We start from the raw sequence: 21,802 nt of genomic DNA, 5'->3' as shown, positions 1-21,802 counted from the left end.
GCTATTGGAACTGTCTATCCGGATGTGCGCAGGTAATCATGAAACAAGCGCCCCGATCAGCCGGTTCATGGCTGAGGCTGGCTTGATTGGCCTGGCACAGTTGCTGGCACACGAACAGACCGAGACCGTTTCCTTTGGCGTGCGTGGTGAAGAACGGCTCGAACAAATGCCGTGCCTGTTCCTCGCCGATACCCGGGCCGTCATCGCTGACCGCGATCCAGGGCAAGCGGGTTTTTGAGTGCACTCCGTGGGTCACGCGTACCCGGACCTGTTCCCCCCCATGTCGAAAAGCATTGCCGATCAGGTTATCGAGTATCTGAATCAGCTGGCCGCGATCAAAACGCAGCTCGGTATCGGTGGCCAAGTCCATTTGCAGGCGCGTCTTGCGGTTTTCATGGCAAGTCGCGGCAATCTCCGCGAGAACGTCCTTGAGGACCAGTCTCTGTGCCTGGCCCCGTGGTCGCCGTGACAAGTCCAACACATCGGAGATGATGCCGTCCACCCGTTGTACGTGGGTACGCACCATATCGAGCAGACGGCGGTCGCTGTCGTCGCCAGCATCCTCGCGCAGCAACTCGGTGGCGTGATTGATCGCGCTCAACGGATTGCGAATCTCATGGGCCAGGGTGGCGGACAGGCGTCCCAGGGAAGCCAGGTTCAGCTGTTGCGCCTCCTGAGCGATGCGCGCGGTGTCCTCGAGAAACACCAGGGTCAACTGCTCGTGGCTGGTATCCAGAGGCGCGAAGCGTGCGGACAGCTCCGGCGACTGCTTCGAGGCGCGCAGGGGCGGCGGCAGAATGTGGGGCGCCTGGCGCCAGGCCTGGTGACGTTGCCGCAACGGCTCCGGTAGCGGCTGGCCGCTCATGGCCATGGCGAACGCATTATCCGCCGAAGGGTTGGACTGCAGAATGCGCCCGTGGCGGTCGAATACCAGAATCCCGGTGCGCATACGCCGGACGATTTGCTCATTCAGGGCTTCCAGCCGATCCAATGCCACCTGTTGATCAGCGGCGATGGTCTCACTGCGCTCCAGCCGCGAGGCGATCTGCTGGATGATCACCGAGACCATGAAGAAGGCAATGCCGAGCAGGCCGGACTCGGTCAGCGAAAACGGATCCCGCTCGCCGGATTGAGTGGCGAAATAGAATTGCTCGTACATGACCGTCAGGGTCGCCAGGGCGGCGATCAGAAAACCCATGCGGCCACGCAGCAGAATATTGCCCGCCGCCACGGTGATCAGCAGCAGCACCGCCAGTCCTCCTTCGAGGCCGCCGTTGGCGTGCACCACCAGCCCCAGGGCGATCACGTCGACGATCAAGGCGAAGGACTGCGCCCAATTGGGGCGTGGCAGGCGCTCGCTGTATTCAAGCACCGTGGAGATCACAATCAGGGCCAGATAGGCCATCATGGTGAATTCGAACAGCAGTGGGAGGTGCTGTCCCAGGGAAGGCTGCTGGTGGGTGTAATGGAGAATCAACAACACCGAGGCGATGGCAATGCGGTAGACATTGTAAATGCGTACCGGGGTCCAGCGCTGTCCGGGCGGGGGCCAGGGAAGGCCGGCCTGATCGTGAGGCGTGGTCATGATGGGCGCGGTTTCCGGGTCAGTCGTCGCTTTCCTGGTGTTCCAGGTATTCGCGGCGGTGTTCGCGGGAGCAGAAGTCCAGCGATTGGTGACGGAAGGCTTCGGTTTCCGGTACATGCACCCCGCACAGATGGCATTTGACCATGCGTTCGCTGTCGATGGTGCGGGAAGAGCGACGCGGATCGCGTCCCCGGGCGGCATGATTGGCGGAGACCCCTTTGACCAGCCGCCAGATCACGTAAATCAGCGCGGCCAGTATCACCAGCTTGATCAGCCCCATTCCTGCCTCCCCATAAATCACTCACCGGCTCGTTGTCCCGGTGAACTTTTGCCTGACTCTGGCCCGAACCCCCGTGCTTTCGGGCATGTGTTGGAACTTGTTTCGCGTTTCCATACCCTTGAGTGTCGCCGAACACGTGACCAGGCGCTGAAAGCCGCTACCCTGGATACCCGGAGAGGGCCGGATACAGTAAGGAAAAGAACTCCGGTGCGGTGGCGTGGAAACTTTAAACAGGCCTTGAGCAGGCTCTTATGTAACCCGGCCGGCTACAGAGTACAATCAGCGCAGCCGAGAGGAAAGAGATCGGCCCAAGGCGGCGGGCAGGGTGGCCGCCGGGGCCCGGACATGATGAAGGCACACTTCCTATGCGAATAGTGATGGCCCAGCGCAATCCGCTGGTGGGCGATATCGAAGGTAATGCGCGGGCGGTGATCGATGCCGCCCGTGAGGCCCGCACCCTGTTGGGGGCGGAACTGGTGGTCTTTCCGGAACTGATGCTGACCGGTTACCCGCCGGAGGATCTGTTACTGAGGCCCAGCCTCAACCGGCGTATCGACGACGCCCTGGCCTCTATCGGCGCCGCCGTGGAAGTGCCCGTGATCGTCGGCTATCCGGCGGTACGCAACGGTGTGCGCCGCAACGCCGCCGGCGTGCTTTATCCCGGTGACGAGGGGCCGCGCCACGAATACTTCAAGCAATGCTTGCCCAATTACCGCGTGTTTGACGAGAAGCGCTACTTTCAGCCCGGTAACAGCGCCATGGTGTTCGAGTTTCAGGGCCTGCAGCTGGGCATCACCATATGCGAGGACATCTGGTACGCGGCACCGGCCGCCGCCGCGGCGGAAGCCGGTGCCGATGCCATCATCAATCTGAATGCCTCGCCGTTCCGCGCCAGCAAACCGGAGGAACGCTTCGAGCAGGTGGCCTCCCGTGCCCGGGAAACCGGACTGCCGGTGCTCTATTGCAACATGGTGGGCGGGCAGGATGAGCTGGTCTTCGACGGCGCGTCCTTTGCCGTGGACGGAGCCGGCCATCTGTGTCTGCAGGGCGCCAGTTTCGAGGAAGGCCTGGTGCCGGTGGACCTGAGTGGTGAAGGCGCCGTGCTGGCGGTCAGGGGCGAAGTACTGCCGGTGCCGGTGGGTGAGGAGAGCATGTATCGGGCGCTGGTGCTGGCGGTGCGCGATTACGTCAACAAGAACGGTTTCAAAGGAGCCCTGTTGGGGCTGTCCGGCGGCATCGACTCCGCTCTGACGCTGGCGGTGGCGGTGGATGCCCTGGGCCCGGAGCGGGTGGAAGCGGTGATGATGCCGTTCCGCTATACCTCCGCCATGAGCATCGAGGACGCCGAGAAACAGGCCCGGGCGTTGCGGGTGAAATACCGGGTACTGCCGATCGAGCCGGCCTTCAATGGCTTCATGGACATCCTGGCGGAGCCGTTCGCCGGGCTCGATACCGACACTACCGAGGAAAATCTCCAGGCCCGCTGTCGCGGCGTGCTGCTGATGGCGCTCTCCAACAAGGGTGGCTCGGTCGTGCTCACCACCGGTAACAAGAGCGAAATGGCGGTGGGCTATGCCACGCTCTATGGCGATATGGCCGGTGGCTTCTCGGTGCTCAAGGACGTCTTCAAGACCTGGGTGTTCCGCGTCGCCCGCTGGCGTAACCAGAAGGCCGGCACCGAGATCATTCCGCAGCGGGTGATCGACCGGCCGCCGTCCGCGGAATTGGCCCCGGATCAGGTGGATTCGGATTCGCTGCCCGACTATGACGAGCTGGATGCCATTCTGGAGCGCTATGTGGAACAGGATATGAGCGCCGAAGCGGTGATCCGCGCCGGTTTCGACCGGGATGTGGTGTATCGGGTGGTGCGCCTGACCGACCGCAATGAATACAAGCGCCGCCAGTCGGCGGTGGGGCCGAGAGTCAGCCGCAGGGCGTTTGGCAAGGACCGGCGCTATCCGATTACCAATGGCTGGCGGCCGGGGGACTGAGAAGGGTATCAAAGCCGCCGCGGGGTTCTCCTGCAGCGGCCTCGTGGTCCGCTTACAGCAAATCGAAGGTCAGCAGGCTGAGGATGCCGTTGTCCTTGTCCGGCCACCAGGACAGGGTGACCCGGTCGTCGTCCATATAGTCGGAATCCGGCCAGTTCTGCGCCAGTACCCGGCGGCTCTTGTCGGCCAGTTCCGGCTGATTGATGCGCTCGTAGCCCTTGGCCATGATCGCCAGCGCTTCCGGTACCGAAGGCGTGCCCTGATAGTGACGCACCACGTATTGAGCCCGGTTGATGGCGGCGATATAGGCGCCGCGCCGGGCATAATAGCGGGCGGCATGCAGTTCCTGAGCGGCGAACTGGTTGCGGATGAACACCATGCGTGAACGCGCGTCGGGGGCATAGTCACTGTCCGGGAAGCGGTTCACCAGACGCTCGAAGTCCTCGAAGGCATTACGGGCCGCGCTCAGGTCACGGGATGACTTGTCGGTGCTCATGATGTTATCGAACAGGCCGCGCTCCAGGTAATAGTTGGAAAGCCCGTGCATATAGAGGGCGTAGTCCAGGCTCGGGTGAGCCGGGTAGGAGCGGATGAAGCGCTGGGCGGCGACCACCGCGGCCGGGTAATCCTGGGACATGAACTGGGCGTAGATCAGGTCCAGCTGCGCCTGTTCGGCATAGGTGCCATAAGGGAAGCGGGCTTCCAGTTCCTTCAGGCTGTCGATGGCGGTCAGGTAATTTTTCGCTTCCAGCGACTCCCGCGCCTGCTTATATTGCTCGACCTCGGTGCGCTCCGGGCTCTCGACGGGCTTGCTGGAACAGGCGCTCACCATCACGGCGATAATCAGTGGCCAAAACAGACGTGGCATTTTTTCCTCGGTTCGACGCGCTACAATGGAGCGCTATTTAATCACAGGTTGCGATATGGGACATCTCGGCGGGGAGAAAATTCAACGCACCGAGCAGGTGAGCGTGGATCACGCCGGCGCCCGCTTGGATCAGGTGGCGGCGGAGCTGTTCGAGGGATTCTCGCGCTCGCGGCTGCAAACCTGGATCAAGCAAGGCGCTCTGACCGTCAACGGCCGCAAGGCGCGCCCCAAGGACAAACTGGTGGGCGGCGAGAGCCTGACCCTGGAGGCGGAGCTGGCGCCGGAGCTGGAGGATCAGCCCGAGGCAATCAGTTTGCCGGTGGTGTACGAGGATGAGGATCTGATCGTCATCAACAAGCCGGCGGGACTGGTGGTGCATCCGGCGGCGGGGCATGCCGACGGAACCTTGCTCAATGGGCTGCTCCATTTGGATGAACGTCTCTCAAGTCTGCCCCGGGCCGGCATTGTCCACCGCCTGGATCGGGATACCACCGGTCTGATGGTGGTGGCCCGATCCCTGGAGGCGCATAGCGGGCTGGTGGCGCAACTGCAGGACAAGAGTCTGCATCGTGAGTACGAAGCCATCGCTGTCGGGGTGATGACCGGCGGCGGCACCGTGGATGCGCCCATAGGCCGTCATCCGGTGGACCGTAAACGCCAGGCGGTGGTGGCTCAGGGGGGCAAGCCGGCGGTGACGCACTTCCGTGTGATGGACCGCTACCGGGCTCACACCCGGATCCAGGTCCGTTTGGAAACCGGACGGACTCATCAGATTCGCGTTCACATGGCTCACCGCCACTATCCGTTGGTGGGGGATCCGTTGTACGGTGGTCGCCTGAAGTTTCCCGCTGGCGCCACCGAGGCCTTACGCGAGGCGTTGCGCCGGTTCCCCCGGCAGGCCCTGCACGCCCGCCGCCTCGGCCTGGTGCACCCGGTCAGCGGCGAGTATCTGGAATTCGAAACGCCGCTGCCGGAAGACCTGCAGACTCTGATTCGGGTCCTCGAGGAGGACCGGGAGGCGCAATGACGCTGCCGGATGTCAGTCAGTGGCTCTGGCCGGAATGGCACCCGCACCCGCGGGTGCGGTCGGTGGTCACCACCCGCCTGGGGCGTCATTCGCCCCCTCCTTGGGCCGGATTCAATCTCGGCGCCAACTGCGGTGACGAGCCCGCCCGGGTGGAAACCGCCCGCCGCCATGTACACCGGCTGCTGCAAGTGGATCATCCTCCAGCCTGGCTGCAACAGATCCACAGTGACCGGGTCATTCGCGCCGGCGAACGGGGCAACCGCGCCGACGGGGTCTGGACCAACGAGAGCGGCTGGCCTTGTGTGGTGCTCACCGCGGATTGCCTGCCGGTATTACTGGCGCGCCAGGACGGCAGCGCGGTGGCCGCGGTGCACGCTGGCTGGCGCGGGCTGCATGCCGGGATTGTACAAAGAGCGGTGTCGATCCTGGCGCCGGAAGGGGAGGCGCTCTCCGCCTGGATGGGGCCGGCGATTTCCGGGCGCGTCTATCAGGTGGGGGAGGAGGTGCGCCGCGCCTTCATGGAATCCTCGGAACTGTTCGAGCCCGCTTTCACGCGTGACGCCACCCCCGGCCATTGGCGTTTCTCGCTGACCCACGCCGCCACCCTGGTGTTGCATCAGGCCGGTGTGGAAGACGTGTCCGGAGGGGAGCATTGCACCGCCGGCGATCTCACCCACTTCTATTCCTACCGCAAGGAAGGCCAGACCGGCCGTTTCGCTTCTCTGGTTTGGCTTGAGCCCTGATCGGGGCCGGGCCCGCCATCTCCGTTTTTCTTAATCTGGATCAATATCGGCGGTTTTTCCGGGATGGGCTGCTTGAATTCCAGGGCGCCGCCCGCATTTATAGATCAGATTTTGAACAGTCGGTAATAGCCAGTGCCGTTGAAACCAAAAGGGTGGAGGGCTGGTTCTTACGCGCAACCAGGAGAAGTCATTCATGCGAATGGACAAACTGACCGCTCGTCTGCAGGAAGCTTTGGGCGAAGCCCAATCGCTGGCGGTGGGACAGAGCCACAATGCCATCGAGCCGGTGCATCTGATGCTGGCTCTGCTACAACAACGCGGCGGCGTCGCCACGCCGTTGCTGGAAAAGGCCGGCGCCAATCCGGCCGATGTGATCACCGCTCTGAAGATGGCGATGGACAAGCTGCCCACCGTAGGCCAGTTCACCGGAGACGTTCAGCTTTCCCAGAATCTGGGGCGCTTGTTGAACCTGGCGGACCGGGAAGCTCAACAACGCGGTGATCAGTATATTTCCACCGAAGCGGTGTTGCTGGCGGCCTGTGACGACAACGGTGATGTCGGCAAACTGATGAAGAACGCCGGTGTGCGCAAGGCGGTGCTGGCGGAGAAAATCCAGGAAGTTCGTGGTGGTGAATCGGTGGACGACCCCAACGCCGAAGATCGTATGGAGTCCCTCAAGAAGTACACCACGGACCTCACTGCCCGCGCCGAGAGCGGCAAGCTGGATCCGGTGATCGGCCGGGATGATGAAATCCGCCGCACTATTCAGGTGCTACAGCGCCGGACCAAGAACAACCCGGTGCTGATCGGTGAGCCGGGGGTCGGTAAAACCGCCATCGTCGAGGGGCTGGCGCAACGTATCGTCAACGGTGAAGTGCCGGAAGGGCTCAAGGAGAAGCGGGTTCTGTCCCTGGATATGGCGGCGCTGATCGCCGGCGCCAAATACCGTGGCGAGTTCGAGGAACGCCTGAAAGCCGTGCTCAACGAACTGTCCAAGCAGGAAGGGCGGGTGATCCTGTTCATCGATGAGCTGCACACCATGGTCGGCGCCGGCAAGGCCGATGGCGCCATGGACGCGGGCAACATGCTCAAGCCAGCGTTGGCGCGCGGTGAGCTGCATTGCGTCGGTGCCACCACGCTGAACGAGTATCGTCAGTACATTGAAAAAGACGCCGCTCTGGAACGTCGTTTCCAGAAAGTACTGGTGGACGAACCGTCGGTGGAAGACACCATCGCCATCCTGCGTGGCCTGAAGGAACGCTATGAGGTTCACCATGGTGTCGACATCACTGACGGCGCCATCATCGCCGCCGCCAAACTGAGCCATCGTTATATCACCGACCGCCAGTTGCCGGACAAGGCCATCGATCTGATCGATGAAGCGGCCAGCCGTATCCGTATGGAAATCGATTCCATGCCGGAAGAAATGGACCGCCTCGATCGGCGCCTGATCCAACTGAAGATGGAGCGGGAAGCGCTGCGCAAGGAAGAGGACGAGGCAAGCAGGAAACGGCTGGAAAAACTGGAGGCGGACATCGCGGCCCTGGAGAAGGAATACGCCGATCTGGAAGAGATCTGGAACGCGGAGAAAGCCGCGTTGCAGGGCGCTCAACAGTACAAGGCGGAACTGGAACAGGCCCGTGTGGATATGGAGCAGGCACGCCGCGCCGGCGACCTGAACCGCATGTCCGAGTTGCAGTACGGGGTGATCCCGGAGCTGGAGAAGAAGGTTCAGCAGGCCCAGGAGCGCGAGGAAGCCGCTCAGGTGGAAACCCAGTTGCTACGCAACAAGGTTACCGATGAGGAAGTGGCGGAAGTGGTTTCCAAATGGACCGGGATTCCGGTGTCCAAGATGCTGGAGGGCGAGCGCGAGAAGCTGTTGCGCATGGAAGAGGCGCTGCATCATCGCGTGGTTGGCCAGGAAGAGGCGGTGGAAGCGGTCTCCAACGCGGTGCGGCGTTCCCGCGCCGGGCTGTCGGATCCGAACCGTCCGAATGGCAGCTTCCTGTTCCTCGGCCCCACCGGGGTGGGTAAGACGGAGCTGTGCAAGGCGCTGGCCGGTTTCCTGTTCGATACCGAGGAAGCCATGGTGCGCATCGACATGTCCGAGTTCATGGAGAAGCATTCCGTGGCCAGGCTGATCGGCGCGCCTCCGGGCTATGTCGGTTATGAGGAAGGCGGTTATCTCACCGAGGCGGTACGCCGTAAACCGTATTCCGTGGTGTTGCTGGATGAAGTGGAAAAAGCGCACCCGGATGTCTTCAACGTGCTGCTGCAAGTGCTGGAAGACGGCCGCCTTACCGATGGCCAGGGCCGCACCGTGGACTTCCGTAACACGGTGGTGGTGATGACCTCGAACCTGGGGTCGGACCTGATCCAACGCATGGCCGGCGAAGGCGATTATGAAGCAATGAAAGCCGCGGTAATGGAGGTGGTCGGCCAGCATTTCCGTCCGGAGTTCATCAACCGGGTGGACGAGACGGTGGTATTCCACCCGTTGGGGCAGGCGCAGTTGAAAGGAATCGCCGGCATTCAGCTCGACTATCTGCGCAAGCGGCTGGTGGAGCGGGAAATGTCCCTGACGCTGTCCGACGCGGCGTTGGACAAGCTGGTGGAAGCGGGCTTCGACCCGGTATATGGCGCGCGGCCGCTGAAGCGGGCGATCCAGAACCAGTTGGAGAATCCGCTGGCACAGGCGCTGCTCAAAGGCGAGTTTGTCCAGGGTGATGCCATCAGTGTGGATGTGGCGGACGGCAGGTTCACCTTCACCAAGGGGTGATTGTCCGCGCTGTTCCGGCAAGTACCACAACGCCGGCCTTAGAGCCTGTTTACGATCTATTCACCGCCGCGCCGGAGTTCATTTTTTCGTCAGGCCGTGATTTCGATTGTGCTATGTAGTCGGTCTACATGAACAAGCGTAATCACGGCCTGGCGGAAAAAGGGGCCCGGCCCTTCGGGTTGCGCTTGAAAAGCCGCCAGAGGACGCCCCGGCCTTTGCCTTTGGCCCCACCAAAGCCTGCAGTCCGCGACGCCCTCTGGCGGCTTTTCAAGCAGCAACGCGGTGGCGAATAGATCGTAAACAGGCTCTTAGAGCCGGCGTTGTGCGTTCAGGAGGAACGTCGGAACGGGAAGGTGAACTGTTGCACCACGCCTTCCGGTACCTGGGTGCTGGCGCGGGTGCCGTACCGTGCCGCCAGTTTGTCGGGCATGTGCAGCGTGCCGAACAGTTTGTCGTAGAGCGGCAGGAAGGCGGCGTAATTTTTGTCCACCGCCTCGTCCTCCGAGGAGTGGTGCCAGTGGTGGAATTCCGGGGTGGCGATGACCCAGCGCAGCAGCGGAAAACGGAAACGCACATTGGCGTGGATGAAAATCGCATGGAAGGAAATGAACACCAGATAGGCATACACCGCCGATGGCGAAAAGCCGAGGATGAAGATCGGCAAATAACCGACGAAGCGGTTGGCGACGATTTCCACCAGATGCAGTCGTGATGAGGCAAGCCAGTCCATTTGCTGGGTCGAATGGTGCACGGCGTGAAACTTCCACAACCAGGGCACTTCATGGAATGCCCGGTGAATCCAGTAGCTGCCCAGATCCACCACGATCAGAATCTCGATGAACTGCAGCCACAGCGGCTGGCTGGCGATGGCCTGTTGGAAGCCAATATCGACTTTGTCGTGCAGGAACACCTGAATCGGGATCACGGTGAAGAAGCTAATTAACTGCAGGCCGACATGGCTGAACAGGAAGTACTTCATGTCCGTGATCCAGCCCCGGCGCAGCACTCTTTGCTCGGGGTCCTTCGGATAGATCCGTTCCATCGGGATGAACACCAGGGCCAACACCAGCAGGGTGAGGATGAAATAGTCCAGCCCGGCATAGAGGCTGCGGCCGTCCACCGGCGGCACATCGATCCTGCCGGAGCCGAGCAGGGCGGCCATGCAGGCCATGATCATGCCGGCCAGGCCGTAGCGTGGATCCTGATGGCGCCAGACACTGATAAAGCCGGCACAGAAGGCGATGGCGATACCGGCGAAGAGCACCATGCGCAGCACGTCGGCGCTATAGAAAGCACGAAATTCCGGTGTGGTGAGCAGATTCGGGAACAGAAAACAGAAACCACCGAGCAGGGAAAGCAGGCCGAGGCCGACGGCGACGGTAGCGCTGATCTTGCCCTGGCCGGGGGTCAGATCCACATCCTCGAAGCGTTCTCTCAAATAATCCGTCATGTTGGGCTGTCCTTGGGTAATCACCGGGCTGGGGGCGTGATAGGGATCATAGCATCCGGAACGCCGGAGCTCTTGTTCGATATAAGGAGTCCGATATAGGGCGTCCAGTAACAGGAATTGGGAGCATTTTAAGCCTGAAAGCCGGCAAAGGAACCCGCTTCCAGTGGTAACAAACCGCGTCAGGCCCCCCGGCTATCGCAGAATGATACCGCGGCGCGGGTCTGTTCCAGAATCTCGGCCCGTTTTTCCTGGTCCAGAACCTCCATTTCGCCAGTCTCCGGGTTCTCGCGTCGCACCAGGGGCTTTTCCGTCAGGGCCGCCAGATTACGCCGATGCTGGTCGCAGGCGGCCCGGGTTTCCTCGCTTACGGCGCCGTCAGCTCCGGTGGAGGCGTTTTCCTCGTCGGGACGGGCGCGCCGGGCGCGGTCCTGTTCCAGCCTTTCCAAGGCGTCGGCCTGGTCGGAGCTGGCGGAGCGGCGGGTGCGTACTGATTGGGCTTCCTGGCCCTCCGGGGGCTGCGCGTCATAGTGGGTGACACCCTGGTCGTCCACCCATTTGTAGTAGGTGGCGGCCGGAAGATACGGGCTGGCGATCAGCAAGGCGGCGGCAATGAGTAATGGTTTCATAGTGATCCGGCCCGGAAGCGTGATCCGGGATTCCCTCCGAAAAAAGTATTAGCCACCCAAGCATGCCAATGAAGCCGCCGGCCAGGCAAGGTACTGTGGCCATTAGGGCTTTGAAATCGCCCGCATTTCTGACAATATTAAGACCTTTCCGGAGATCGGGACCCGCAACCACTTACCGGTGGCTGTGTGGCCGGGATTCGGGGCGTCGTTACCGCGGCGTCCGGTGTCAGCAGTATGACTGCATTCTCGTCCCGCTGTGGGAACCTCCGGAGGTTTCTCACCCCGTCGCGGGCGCGATTCCTCCAGGTCCCTCTGCCTGTGTCTGTTGCCGGCCAACCGCCGCGACCGACCCCAGGGTGCTTAAATAGGGCGCCCTATTCCACAGGTAAACGTTGTCCTCCGCTCTCGGCGGAGTGATCGCTATTGTTCTGAACTTAGAGGTAGCAACCGTGGAAATGTTATCCGGCGCGGATATGGTTGTCCGTGCACTGCAAGAAGAGGGTGTGGAGTACATCTTCGGGTATCCCGGAGGTTCCGTTCTGCACATCTACGACGCGTTATTCAAGCAGGACAAAGTCAGTCATATTCTGGTGCGCCATGAGCAGGCGGCGACTCACGCCGCTGACGGCTACGCTCGCGCCACCGGCAAGCCCGGCGTGGTGATGGTGACTTCCGGCCCCGGCGCCACCAATGCCATTACCGGCCTGGCCACCGCCTTCATGGATTCGATTCCGATGATCGTGTTGTCCGGCCAGGTTCGCTCCGACTGGATCGGTGATGACGCCTTCCAGGAGACCGACATGATCGGCGTCTCCCGCCCGGTGGTGAAGCACAGCTTCATGGTTCGCGATCCCAAGGATATCCCGGAGATCTTTAAAAAGGCGTTCTACATCGCCACCACCGGCCGTCCCGGCCCGGTACTGATCGATATTCCCAAGGATCACACCGCCCCCAACAAGACCTTCCCGTACGAATACCCGAAGAAGGTCAAGTTGCGCTCCTACGCGCCGGTGACCCGTGGTCATTCCGGCCAGATCCGCAAGGCGGTGGAAGAGCTGCTCAAGGCCAAACGTCCGGTTATCTATTCCGGTGGCGGCGTGGTTCAGGGCGAGGCCAGCGAAGCGCTGACCAAACTGGCCCGTAAGCTCAACTTCCCGGTGACCAACACTTTGATGGGGTTGGGTGCTTATCCGGGGACCGATCGTCAGTTCCTCGGCATGCTCGGCATGCACGGGACCTACGAAGCCAACATGGCGATGCACAGCGCCGACGTGATCCTGGCCGCCGGTGCGCGGCTGGATGACCGGGTCACCAACAACACCAAGAAGTTCTGCCCCGGGGCCAAGCTGATCCACATCGATATCGATCCGGCCAGCATCTCCAAGAACGTGGCGGCGCACATTCCCATCGTCGGTCCGGTACAGCAGGTACTGGATGAAATGCTGTCCATGCTCGATGAGCAGGACAACGAGCCGGACCACAAGGCGCTGGAGCGCTGGTGGCAGGAAATCGACGGCTGGCGGGAGTTCCACGGCCTGCGCTACGAGACCAATGAAAGCGGCCCGATGAAGCCGCAGCAGGTGGTCGAGGCACTGTACAAGGCGACTGAAGGCAAGGCCTATGTCACCTCCGACGTGGGGCAACATCAGATGTTCGCCGCCCAGTTCTACAAGTTCGACAGCCCGCGCCAATGGATCAACTCCGGCGGCCTCGGCACCATGGGCTTCGGACTGCCAGCGGCCATGGGCGTGCAGTTCGCCTTCCCGGACGCGGTGGTTGCCTGTGTCACTGGTGAAGGCTCGATCCAGATGAACATCCAGGAGCTGTCCACCTGTCTGCAGTATGGTCTGCCGGTGAAGATCATCAACATCAACAACCAGGCCCTCGGCATGGTGCGCCAGTGGCAGGACATGCAGTATGGCGGCCGCCACAGCCAGTCCTATATGGAATCCCTGCCGGACTTCGTCAAACTGGCCGAGTCTTACGGTCATGTGGGCATCAAGGTGGAGAAATTCGAGGACCTGGAGGGCGCCATGAACGAAGCGTTCGCGCTCAAGGACCGGCTGGTCTTCATGGACATCTACGTGGATCCCACCGAGCACGTGTACCCGATGCACATCGCCGATGGCGCCATGCGTGATATGTGGCTGAGCAAGACGGAGCGCACCTGATGAGACGTATCATTTCGATTCTGATGGAAAACGAACCCGGCGCCCTGTCCCGGGTGGTGGCTCTGTTCTCCCAGCGAGGCTACAACATCGAGACGCTCACCGTGGCGCCCACGGAAGATCCGACTCTGTCGCGCCTGACCATGACCACCACCGGTGACGAGTACAAGATCGAGCAGATCACCAAGCACCTCAACAAGCTGATCGAGGTGGTCAAGCTGGTGGATCTCACCGAAGGGGCTCACATCGAACGTGAGATCATGCTCATGAAGATCAAGGCCACCGGTGCCCAGCGCGCGGAAGTGAAGCGCACCGTGGACATCTTCCGTGGCCAGATCGTGGATGTGACCGCTACCGTTTACACCGTTCAGCTCACCGGGACCACCGATAAGCTGGAGGCGTTCATCAACGCCATCGGTGAAACCCAGGTGCTGGAAGTGGTGCGCTCCGGCGTGTCCGGCATTGCCCGTGGGGAGAAAGTGTTGAGCCTGTGACGGTTCGCGCTATCGACCGGAAACAACGAACCCCGCCTGGTGCGGGGTTTGTTGTTTTTGCGCGGGACCCTGGAACGGTGTATCAAGTTCCGGGTAAAAGGAACGTCCCTGTGGTAAACAGCGGAATACGAACCTGTCTGAGTGCAACCCGAGAAAGGTAACCCTGATGATCACCGTCGAATTCTTGCTGACCACGCTGATCGTGGTGCTGATGCCCGGGGCTGGGGTGCTGTGCACGGTGGCGGCGGCGCTGGCCCAGGGCCGAGCGGCCGGCTTTTACGCCGCGCTGGGTTGCACGTTGGGTATTATTCCTCATCTACTGGCGACAGTGCTGGGGCTGGCGGCGATCATGCACACCAGTGCGGTGGTGTTTCAACTGGTGAAGTTCGCCGGGGTGGCTTATCTGCTCTATCTGGCCTGGATGACCTGGAAAAACGGGCTACAGCTCCAGGTGTCCGGAGACGCCGCCGGAATTCGTCCTCTGGCGGTTATCGGCCGTGCCTTTCTGGTCAATGTTCTTAACCCGAAACTCAGTCTGTTCTTCCTGGCGTTCCTGCCTCAGTTTATTCCGCCGGGCAGCCCGTCTCCCTTTGCGCAGCTGTTATTGTTAAGCGGTGTTTTGATGGCGATGACGTTCGCCGTGTTTGTCTGCTATGGGCAACTGGCCCATGGTTTCCGGCGGATGATCATGGCGTCGCCGCGAGTGCGGAACGGTTTGCGCAGAGGGTTCGCCGCCGCCTTTGCCGGTTTGGGCGTGCAGCTGGCGATCAGTGGACGTTGAAGCGGGTGGTTGCCGATAGGTAGAGTGCCAGGGCGATACTGCGGAGGTGCGAGAGGGCATGGTGAAAGGATTTCGCCTCAAAAGGGGGCTATGGGCTTTGCTTGTTGTTGTGGCGGCCGGTTTACTGCTCCCGGAACATGCTCGCATTCCAGTGCAAGGCGCCACGGCCAGTGATTGGCACCCGAAATCCTTCTGGTTTGAACCCTGGGGCGCTTCCGGCGTGCATAAAGGCATCGATATCTTTGCCGTCCGGGGGACGCCGGTGGTTTCCGCCGTTCCTGGTATCCGATTGTATCAGGGGGAACTCAGCCTGGGCGGGAAAGTGGTGATCGTACTGGGGCCGAAATGGCGCCTTCACTACTACGCGCATCTGAATGAGCCGGCCACTCCGATGCCCCTATGGGTGGCGAAAGGGCGCCAAATAGGCGGGGTCGGAGATTCCGGCAATGCCAGGGGGAAGCCTCCTCATTTGCATTATTCGGTACTGTCCCTGATTCCGTTGCCCTGGCGGATGACAACGGAGACGCAGGGCTGGAAGAAGATGTTCTTTCTCGACCCTGTCGATGTATTTACCCCGCGGGGACACTGAAAACCCCCATGTTCCGCTGTGGCCGTCCTGGCGCCGCCCGCGCCTCCCCTCTCCTTGTTTATAGCGCTCCATGAAAACCATTCATTGGTCATGTCGGGCCAGCCCCACCTAGGCTAGGGTCGACTCTGTTCAGCCCATGACAACAACAAGGAGCTGCCATGACTGCAAGCCAGGCCCCGGGCCAGGTCAGGGACGCGGCGGCGTTCGCGGCGGAGCCGGTGTATCAGGCACTGGAAGAAACCGCGGCCCGTTTTCCGCAACATCCCGCTCTGTATTTTGAAGGTGTACGGCTTTCCTATGCCGATTTTCATCGTTTGGTGAACCGGGCAGCCCGGGGGTTTCAGGACCTGGGAGTGAAGCCTGGCGTTCATGTCGGTCTGTTTCTCGGCAACACACCTCACTACGCCATCGCTTTTCTTGGTGTGCTGAGAGCCGGTGGCACCGTCGTCAACTATTCCCCTCTGGATGCGGAACGCACTCTGGCGCACAAGATTGAAGACAGCCACAGCGACATCATGGTGACGCTGGATGTGCCGGAACTGTTGCCACGGATCCGGGGGTTTCTGGAGACCTCCCGTCTGCGGACTCTGGTGGTAGGCTCGCCCACGGACTTCGCCGGCGCTGGCGCTACCAGTGACACAATGGAGGCGGTAATTCTCAGCTTCGCTGACCTGCTCAATAATGACGGGGACTTTCAGCCCTACCCGGTGGCGGACCCGGAAAACACGCTGGCGGTGCTGCAATACACCGGTGGCACCACCGGCGTGCCGAAAGGGGCGGAGCTGACCCACGGCAATCTCACCTGTGGCTGCCAGCAACTGATGGCGGCTTTGGCCGGTGATTTGCAAACCGGTCAGGAACGGGTGCTGGCGGTGCTGCCGCCGTTCCATATTTACTCGATGACGGTGAACCTGCTGTTCGGTATCCGGCTGGCGGCCGAACTCTATTTGCACAGCCGTTTTGATCCCGATGCGGTGCTGAAAGCGGTGCATGAACACCGCCTGTCGGTATTGCCGGCGGTACCCACCATGTTCATCGCGCTGATCCATCACCCTCAGGTGGGGGAGTACGATCTTACTTCTCTGCGGCTGTGTAATTCCGGTGGCGCCCCTTTACCGGTGGAAGTGCAGCAGCGCTTTCAGGAGCTGACCGGGTGCCGTCTCGGTGAAGGCTGGGGCATGACGGAGACCACCGCGGTGGGTACCTACACGCCGCTCACCGGAGAACGCCCGCCGCAAGGTTCCTGTGGCTGTCTGGTGCCCGGTGTGTCGATGAAGATCGCCCCCATGGACGCGGAAGGCTCGCTGGCCGCCGGTGAGCGTGGTGAGATTTGTGTTGCCGGCCCCAATGTCATGCCGCGTTACTGGAACAACCCTGATGCCACCACGGCCTCGTTCACCGAGGACGGTTACTTCCGCACCGGCGATGTGGGTTACATGGACCAGCGCGGCTATGTGTACATCGTCGATCGTACCAAGGACATGATCCTGTGCAGCGGCTACAACGTTTATCCGAGAGTGATCGAGGAAGCCATCTACGAGCACCCGGACGTGGAGGAAGTGTCGGTGATCGGCGTAAAGGACAGTTACCGCGGGCAGTCTCCGATGGCTTTCGTTCGTTTGCGCCAATCCGGCGCCTCTTTGACATTGGAAAGTCTGCAGGACTTTCTCGCTGATCGTCTTGGCAAGCACGAGATGGTGCGTGCATTGGCGTTGCGCGACGAATTACCGAAGACACCGGTGGGCAAGCTGTCTAAGAAAGAACTCTATGACGAGACGGCGTCTTTCTCATTGTGAAGATGTCACGTGATCCTGAATCAGGAGAATAATGATGAAGCTACGAAGATGCCTGGCGTTGCTGGCGTTTGCCGCTGTTTTCATGTCGGGGCCGGGGTACGCCAAGTCCCTGCGTTTCGCTTCCGGTTACCCGCCCAACTCGGTGGCGGAACAGGCCGCTCAGAAGTATACGCAAGTATTGAAGGATGAGACGGATGGCGCGCTTTCCGCCCGGGTCTTTTCGCTGACGCTGCTTAATCTGCTGGAAAGCTCCGCCGGTGTGCGTGACGGTATGGCGGACGCGGCCGTGATATTGTTCCCGTACTTCCCGGGGGAGTATCCGCGTATCAACATGCTGGCGGAGATCTCCATGTTGCTCAACGCCGGTGGTGAAGATCCTGCCCACGCGGGGCTGATTTTCACTGGTGCTTTCTCCGAGTTTCTGTTCCAGTCCTGCCCGGGTTGTCAGAAAGAGCTGGCCGCGCAAAATCAGGTCTTTCTCGGATCCGGCTCCACTCCGACGCTGCCGCTGCTGTGTACCACGCCGATCCGGGAAGCAAAGGATCTGACGGGCAAGCGGGTGCGCACCTCCGGTGCCCAGTGGGCCCGCTGGGTGGAGGAAATGGGCGCCACGCCGATCACCATGTCGGTGAACGAGATCTACGAAGGGCTGAATCAAGGGGTGGTGGATTGCACCGTGCAGACCACCACGGAGCTGTCGATCTTCAAACTGGATGAGGTGGTGACGGATATCACTCTGGGCGTTCCTGGTGGCGTGTTCGGTGGTTCCGGTGTGAACAATATGAACCGTGATACCTGGCGGGGGTTGAGTGAGGCCGAGCGTCGCGCGGTATTGAAAGCCTCGGCGGTGTTTTCAGCGGAGGCCTCCTGGGGCTATGACGCGCTGGGTGCGGAGAATCTGGCCGCCGCGAAAGAAAATGGCATCAATGTGCATCGGGCTGGTGACGCTTTCCGGGCCGCTACCCAGGCCTTCATCGATAAGGATGTGAAAACCATCGCGGAAAACTACCGCAAGCGCTACGGCGTGGAGAACGCCGCTGAGCTGATCGATGCCTTCCGGCCTTTGTTGCAGCGCTGGCAAGATCTGGTGGGCGGCGTTGAGAGTCCGGAGCAGTTGGCACAGCTGTATTGGCGCGAGGTGTTCTCGAAAGTCGATCCGGCCCGTTACGGAATGTGATCGGATGGGAAGAGCCGTCAGCCTGGATTCTGCTGGTTCCAGAAGGCGTCGATCAGCGGTTCCCCCAGTCTCTTCTCCAGAGCAAACAATCCTACCTCGTAAGCTTCCAGCCGTGGCTGCACATCGAGAATGCGGATGCGGCTGGCAAGCGGGCTGTTATCGAGCACGATCTGCGGCACCACGCCGACGCCAAACCCCAGACTGACCATGCTGACGATGGCCTCGTTGCCGCTGACCTGGGCGTAGATCTGCGGGCGCAGGCCCAGATCCCGAAACCAGCGGTCGGTACGCTCCCGGGCCAGCCCCTCCTCGGACAGAATCATGGGGACGTCCCGCCAGGCGTTGCCGGCGGCCTTGCCGGACAGCCGTTCGGCCAGCTGCGGTTGACTGGCGGGGGCGATGAACAGCAGGGCCGAGCGGGTTACCGGGTGAAAGGCGATACCATTGGGCATTTGCACCGGACGGGCGCCGACGGCGATGTCCTCGGTGCCGGACAGAACCCGTTCCTCGGCCTGGGCCGGATCGCCGGTGTGTAACTTGATCTCGATGCGAGGGAAGTTGGCGCGGAAGCTGCTGAGCATGTCGTGGAGAAAGCTGTAGCTGGCGGTGACCGAACAATACAGGCTTAGTTCGCCGCGGAGCACCCGCTGGTCATCCTGCAGTGCCAGGCGTACCGTATTCCAGTCGCTCACCGCCTGGCGCGCATAGTCGCGGAAGCGCTCCCCTTCGCGGGTGAGGCTGACCCGGCGATTGTCCCGATACAGCAAAGTGGTGCCGACCTCCTGCTCCAACTGCCGGATGCTGCGGCTCAGCGCGGAGGGGCTGATGTGGCATAAACGGCTGGTGCGGCCGAAGTGCAGGGTTTCGGCCAGGGTCAGGAAATGTTCCAGAGCGCGGATATCCATCGCGGGGTCCATAGGCAGGGTTTGTTGCGAATTTCGGCATGCAGCATTGCAAATATATCATTTTACGCAATGCCCTTGATAGCCTATCGTGACCAGCCAGTGCTGGCCTGCCGGGCCGCTTCGCATTCACTCCACACATTCACTGCATAACAGGATTACGACCATGCAAGTCTATTACGACAAAGACTGTGACCTCTCTCTGGTCCAGGGCAAGAAAGTGGCCATCGTTGGTTACGGCTCCCAGGGCCATGCCCATGCCAACAACCTGAAGGACTCCGGTGTGGACGTAACCGTGGCGCTGCGTCCAGGTTCGGCCTCCGCCGCCAAAGCGGAAGCAGCCGGCCTCAAGGTCACCAGCGTTCCGGAAGCGGTGAAGCAGGCGGATGTAGTAATGGTACTGGCGCCGGACGAGTACCAGGCGGCGATCTACCAGAACGAAATCGAACCGAACCTGAAGCAGGGCGCGACCCTGGCTTTCGCCCACGGTTTCTGCATCCATTACAACCAGATCGTGCCGCGTAAGGATCTGGACGTGATCATGATCGCGCCGAAAGCCCCGGGCCACACGGTGCGCACCGAGTTCACCAAAGGCGGTGGTATCCCTGATCTGATCGCGATCTTCCAGGACGCGTCCGGTCAGGCCAAGGACCTGGCACTGTCCTACGCTTGCGGTATCGGCGGCGGCCGCACCGGTATCATCGAGACCACCTTCAAGGACGAAACCGAAACCGACTTGTTCGGCGAGCAGGCGGTACTCTGCGGTGGCTGCGTGGAGCTGGTGAAAGCGGGCTTCGAGACCCTGGTGGAAGCCGGGTACGCGCCGGAAATGGCGTACTTCGAGTGTCTGCACGAACTGAAGCTGATCGTCGATCTGATGTACGAAGGCGGCATCGCCAACATGAACTACTCCATCTCCAACAATGCGGAGTTTGGTGAGTACACCACCGGTCAGGAAGTGATCAACGACCAGTCCCGTGAAGCCATGCGCAATGCCCTGAAGCGCATCCAGAATGGCGAATACGCAAAAATGTTTATTTCGGAAGGCGATCTGAACTATCCGAGCATGACCGCTCGTCGTCGTCTGAATGCGGAGCACCCCATCGAGCAGGTGGGTGAGAAGCTGCGCAGCATGATGCCGTGGATCCAGGCCAACCAGATCGTCGACAAGAGCAAGAACTGATAGCGGCTCTGTGTCCGTGATCGACCAAAACGCGCCTCCGGGCGCGTTTTTTTTGGCCGCCGTCCGTCGCGGGCATCCTGGTCATCCCGGGCGCCGGGGCGAGGTGGCGCCAGGAAATTTTTTGTTGGGGTTGGCTGCGTTAGACTAGGCGCACCTTTTCAGTCGGCGATACATCATGACCAAGCAGCAAGAGGAAGCCCCGCAAAGCGGGACACCGGAAACCTTCGAGGTAGTGGAGGCGGAGCAGCGCACCGGGGCGCGCTACAAGGGGGTGTACCTGCTCCCTAACCTGTTTACCACCGGGGCCCTGTTCGCCGGCTTCTACGCCATCGTCGCCGCCATGAACGGTCTGTTCGAGAACGCGGCCATCGGCATTATCGTCGCCGGCATCCTGGATGGCATGGATGGCGGCGTGGCGCGGCTGACCAATACCCAGAGCAAGTTCGGGGCGGAATACGACTCTCTGTCCGACTGTGTGGCCTTTGGCGTGGCGCCGGGGCTGGTGGCGTACTCCTGGGGTCTGTCGGAGCTGGGCAAGTTCGGCTGGATGGCGGCGTTCATCTATGTGGCCTGTGCGGCGTTGCGTCTGGCGCGCTTCAATGTGCAAGCGGAGACCACCGACAAACGTTTCTTTATCGGCCTGCCTAGCCCCACGGGCGCCGGGCTGGTGGCGACCCTGGTGTGGCTCGGGGCCAGCCGTGGCGTGGACGGTAATGACATCTCCTGGATCGTCGCGCTGGCCGTGGCGGGCGCTGGTCTGCTGATGGTGTCTTCCGTGCGCTACCACTCTTTCAAGGAGTTTCATATCGGAAGGGTGCCATTCAAGGTCCTGCTGGGGGTCATTGTTGCTTTTGCCATTGTCTTCCTGGATCCGCCACTGGTGCTGTTGAGCGTGGCAGTGATCTATGTGGTGGTGGGGCTGCTGCTCAATCTCTGGCAACTGCGTAAGCGATCGGATAGCTGATCGGGCTCGAATCCGGATTTCCGCAGGGGCGCCATGGGCGCCCCTTGTTCTTCCCAGGATGAGCTGGGGAGGGCGAAAATGGTTGAAAAACCAGCGCCATGGAGTAAAAAATAGACGTTTGAGAGGGTGTTCGCTTAAAAGGTGACCGTTTGATAAAAAAGAGATGAAAAAGGTGTTGACGCCCTGACGGAAATCCCTAGAATGCGCCCCCACAACGACGGCGGACACGGCGCAACGCCAAACCAGGCAACGCCAGGAAGTCGTCGGGAAGCAAGGCTTCCAACGCTCTTTAACAATCAGGCAAGCAAACGTGTGGGACCTGTTTGGGGTCGAGTTCTTGACTAGATATCGACTCTGAACAAGTCAACCCAGTTGAGTTGTAATGAGTTGAGCATGATT

General features: G+C 61.1%; 18 protein-coding genes. 12 read left to right on the top strand and 6 right to left on the bottom strand.

The features are described 5' to 3' along the window. Window position 1: 1 nt before the first annotated feature. Entirely contained in the window at window positions 2–1,585 is a 1,584-nt protein-coding gene (locus CRO06_RS14540) for an ATP-binding protein (protein ID WP_097058759.1), read from the bottom strand. A gap of 19 nt (window positions 1,586–1,604) precedes the next feature. Next, window positions 1,605–1,865, bottom strand: coding sequence for a PP0621 family protein (locus CRO06_RS14535; protein WP_097058758.1), 261 nt, complete (start codon window positions 1,863–1,865; stop codon window positions 1,605–1,607). A 365-nt stretch (window positions 1,866–2,230) separates the two neighbouring features. Between CRO06_RS14535 and CRO06_RS14530 the strand changes: the two genes are divergently transcribed. After that, window positions 2,231–3,856 carry an NAD+ synthase gene (locus CRO06_RS14530; RefSeq protein ID WP_026949554.1) on the top strand — a complete coding sequence of 542 codons (1,626 nt, stop codon included), beginning with the start codon at window positions 2,231–2,233 and terminating at the stop codon, window positions 3,854–3,856. Window positions 3,857–3,908: 52 nt separating this feature from the next. Here the strand turns inward: CRO06_RS14530 and CRO06_RS14525 are convergent, their stop codons facing one another. Further along, the gene (locus CRO06_RS14525) at window positions 3,909–4,724 is read right to left on the bottom strand and encodes an outer membrane protein assembly factor BamD (RefSeq protein ID WP_022996657.1); all 816 of its coding nucleotides are present in this window, start codon (window positions 4,722–4,724) and stop codon (window positions 3,909–3,911) included. A gap of 55 nt (window positions 4,725–4,779) precedes the next feature. Here CRO06_RS14525 and rluD point away from each other — a divergent pair, with 55 nt between their 5' ends. The 3 genes from rluD (at window position 4,780) to clpB (ending at window position 9,273) form a co-directional block, all read left to right on the top strand. Next, complete coding sequence (gene rluD, locus CRO06_RS14520; RefSeq protein ID WP_022996656.1) at window positions 4,780–5,751, top strand: 23S rRNA pseudouridine(1911/1915/1917) synthase RluD; 972 nt, start codon at window positions 4,780–4,782, stop codon at window positions 5,749–5,751. After that, entirely contained in the window at window positions 5,748–6,494 is a 747-nt protein-coding gene (gene pgeF, locus CRO06_RS14515; protein WP_097058757.1) for a peptidoglycan editing factor PgeF, read from the top strand. Before rluD ends, pgeF begins: the two co-directional genes overlap by 4 nt. Window positions 6,495–6,687: 193 nt before the next feature. Next, complete coding sequence (clpB, locus tag CRO06_RS14510; protein ID WP_097058756.1) at window positions 6,688–9,273, top strand: ATP-dependent chaperone ClpB; 2,586 nt, start codon at window positions 6,688–6,690, stop codon at window positions 9,271–9,273. 328 nt (window positions 9,274–9,601) lie between these two features. Here the strand turns inward: clpB and CRO06_RS14505 are convergent, their stop codons facing one another. Both CRO06_RS14505 and CRO06_RS14500 read right to left on the bottom strand, forming a co-directional pair. Next, window positions 9,602–10,723, bottom strand: a complete 1,122-nt coding sequence (locus tag CRO06_RS14505; protein WP_022996653.1) for a sterol desaturase family protein — start codon at window positions 10,721–10,723, stop codon at window positions 9,602–9,604. Between the two features lie 179 nt (window positions 10,724–10,902). Next, complete coding sequence (locus tag CRO06_RS14500) at window positions 10,903–11,349, bottom strand: DUF4124 domain-containing protein (protein ID WP_063139871.1); 447 nt, start codon at window positions 11,347–11,349, stop codon at window positions 10,903–10,905. Between the two features lie 449 nt (window positions 11,350–11,798). Between CRO06_RS14500 and CRO06_RS14495 the strand changes: the two genes are divergently transcribed. The 6 genes from CRO06_RS14495 to CRO06_RS14470 all read left to right on the top strand — a co-directional run bounded on the left by CRO06_RS14495 (window position 11,799) and on the right by CRO06_RS14470 (window position 18,354). After that, window positions 11,799–13,520 (top strand): acetolactate synthase 3 large subunit, encoded by a 1,722-nt coding sequence (locus tag CRO06_RS14495; RefSeq protein WP_097058755.1) that lies wholly within the window; start codon window positions 11,799–11,801, stop codon window positions 13,518–13,520. Further along, a complete protein-coding gene (gene ilvN, locus CRO06_RS14490) occupies window positions 13,520–14,011 on the top strand; it encodes an acetolactate synthase small subunit (protein ID WP_014996018.1) in 492 nt (163 codons plus the stop codon). Before CRO06_RS14495 ends, ilvN begins: the two co-directional genes overlap by 1 nt. A gap of 166 nt (window positions 14,012–14,177) precedes the next feature. Then, entirely contained in the window at window positions 14,178–14,792 is a 615-nt protein-coding gene (locus CRO06_RS14485) for a LysE family translocator (protein WP_097058754.1), read from the top strand. A 58-nt stretch (window positions 14,793–14,850) separates the two neighbouring features. Further along, on the top strand, window positions 14,851–15,381 hold the full coding sequence (locus CRO06_RS14480) for a M23 family metallopeptidase (protein ID WP_097058753.1): 531 nt from the start codon (window positions 14,851–14,853) through the stop codon (window positions 15,379–15,381). Window positions 15,382–15,539: 158 nt separating this feature from the next. Continuing rightward, the gene (locus CRO06_RS14475) at window positions 15,540–17,177 is read left to right on the top strand and encodes a long-chain-fatty-acid--CoA ligase (RefSeq protein WP_097058752.1); all 1,638 of its coding nucleotides are present in this window, start codon (window positions 15,540–15,542) and stop codon (window positions 17,175–17,177) included. Between the two features lie 34 nt (window positions 17,178–17,211). Further along, window positions 17,212–18,354: a C4-dicarboxylate TRAP transporter substrate-binding protein gene (locus tag CRO06_RS14470; RefSeq protein WP_244902838.1), complete on the top strand. Its 1,143-nt coding sequence runs from the start codon at window positions 17,212–17,214 to the stop codon at window positions 18,352–18,354. Between the two features lie 17 nt (window positions 18,355–18,371). On the opposite strand, the gene ilvY is transcribed toward CRO06_RS14470, so the two are convergent. Then, window positions 18,372–19,259, bottom strand: coding sequence for an HTH-type transcriptional activator IlvY (gene ilvY / locus CRO06_RS14465; RefSeq protein ID WP_022996644.1), 888 nt, complete (start codon window positions 19,257–19,259; stop codon window positions 18,372–18,374). Between the two features lie 154 nt (window positions 19,260–19,413). Between ilvY and ilvC the strand changes: the two genes are divergently transcribed. Together ilvC and pssA are read left to right on the top strand one after the other, a co-directional pair. Next, window positions 19,414–20,439, top strand: coding sequence for a ketol-acid reductoisomerase (gene ilvC, locus CRO06_RS14460; RefSeq protein ID WP_342352132.1), 1,026 nt, complete (start codon window positions 19,414–19,416; stop codon window positions 20,437–20,439). Window positions 20,440–20,614: 175 nt separating this feature from the next. Then, window positions 20,615–21,403, top strand: a complete 789-nt coding sequence (pssA, locus tag CRO06_RS14455; protein WP_014996012.1) for a CDP-diacylglycerol--serine O-phosphatidyltransferase — start codon at window positions 20,615–20,617, stop codon at window positions 21,401–21,403. Window positions 21,404–21,802 lie beyond the last annotated feature (399 nt).

This window comes from Alloalcanivorax xenomutans, from assembly GCF_900217905.1.
GTDB classification, from domain to species: domain Bacteria; phylum Pseudomonadota; class Gammaproteobacteria; order Pseudomonadales; family Alcanivoracaceae; genus Alloalcanivorax; species Alloalcanivorax xenomutans.
This window is presented reverse-complemented; position numbering and strand designations above follow the sequence as displayed.

What these genes read in the sequence shown, in the direction of transcription:
- CRO06_RS14505 (WP_022996653.1), bottom strand. Translation starts at nt 10,723, where the DNA reads ATGACGGATTATTTGAGAGAACGCTTCGAGGATGTGGATCTGACCCCC.
- CRO06_RS14485 (WP_097058754.1), top strand. Translation starts at nt 14,178, where the DNA reads ATGATCACCGTCGAATTCTTGCTGACCACGCTGATCGTGGTGCTGATG.
- CRO06_RS14480 (WP_097058753.1), top strand. Translation starts at nt 14,851, where the DNA reads ATGGTGAAAGGATTTCGCCTCAAAAGGGGGCTATGGGCTTTGCTTGTT.
- pssA (WP_014996012.1), top strand. Translation starts at nt 20,615, where the DNA reads ATGACCAAGCAGCAAGAGGAAGCCCCGCAAAGCGGGACACCGGAAACC.
- CRO06_RS14500 (WP_063139871.1), bottom strand. Translation starts at nt 11,349, where the DNA reads ATGAAACCATTACTCATTGCCGCCGCCTTGCTGATCGCCAGCCCGTAT.
- CRO06_RS14540 (WP_097058759.1), bottom strand. Translation starts at nt 1,585, where the DNA reads ATGACCACGCCTCACGATCAGGCCGGCCTTCCCTGGCCCCCGCCCGGA.
- ilvY (WP_022996644.1), bottom strand. Translation starts at nt 19,259, where the DNA reads ATGGATATCCGCGCTCTGGAACATTTCCTGACCCTGGCCGAAACCCTG.
- CRO06_RS14475 (WP_097058752.1), top strand. Translation starts at nt 15,540, where the DNA reads ATGACTGCAAGCCAGGCCCCGGGCCAGGTCAGGGACGCGGCGGCGTTC.
- clpB (WP_097058756.1), top strand. Translation starts at nt 6,688, where the DNA reads ATGCGAATGGACAAACTGACCGCTCGTCTGCAGGAAGCTTTGGGCGAA.
- CRO06_RS14525 (WP_022996657.1), bottom strand. Translation starts at nt 4,724, where the DNA reads ATGCCACGTCTGTTTTGGCCACTGATTATCGCCGTGATGGTGAGCGCC.
- CRO06_RS14530 (WP_026949554.1), top strand. Translation starts at nt 2,231, where the DNA reads ATGCGAATAGTGATGGCCCAGCGCAATCCGCTGGTGGGCGATATCGAA.
- ilvN (WP_014996018.1), top strand. Translation starts at nt 13,520, where the DNA reads ATGAGACGTATCATTTCGATTCTGATGGAAAACGAACCCGGCGCCCTG.
- CRO06_RS14535 (WP_097058758.1), bottom strand. Translation starts at nt 1,865, where the DNA reads ATGGGGCTGATCAAGCTGGTGATACTGGCCGCGCTGATTTACGTGATC.
- pgeF (WP_097058757.1), top strand. Translation starts at nt 5,748, where the DNA reads ATGACGCTGCCGGATGTCAGTCAGTGGCTCTGGCCGGAATGGCACCCG.
- rluD (WP_022996656.1), top strand. Translation starts at nt 4,780, where the DNA reads ATGGGACATCTCGGCGGGGAGAAAATTCAACGCACCGAGCAGGTGAGC.
- CRO06_RS14470 (WP_244902838.1), top strand. Translation starts at nt 17,212, where the DNA reads ATGAAGCTACGAAGATGCCTGGCGTTGCTGGCGTTTGCCGCTGTTTTC.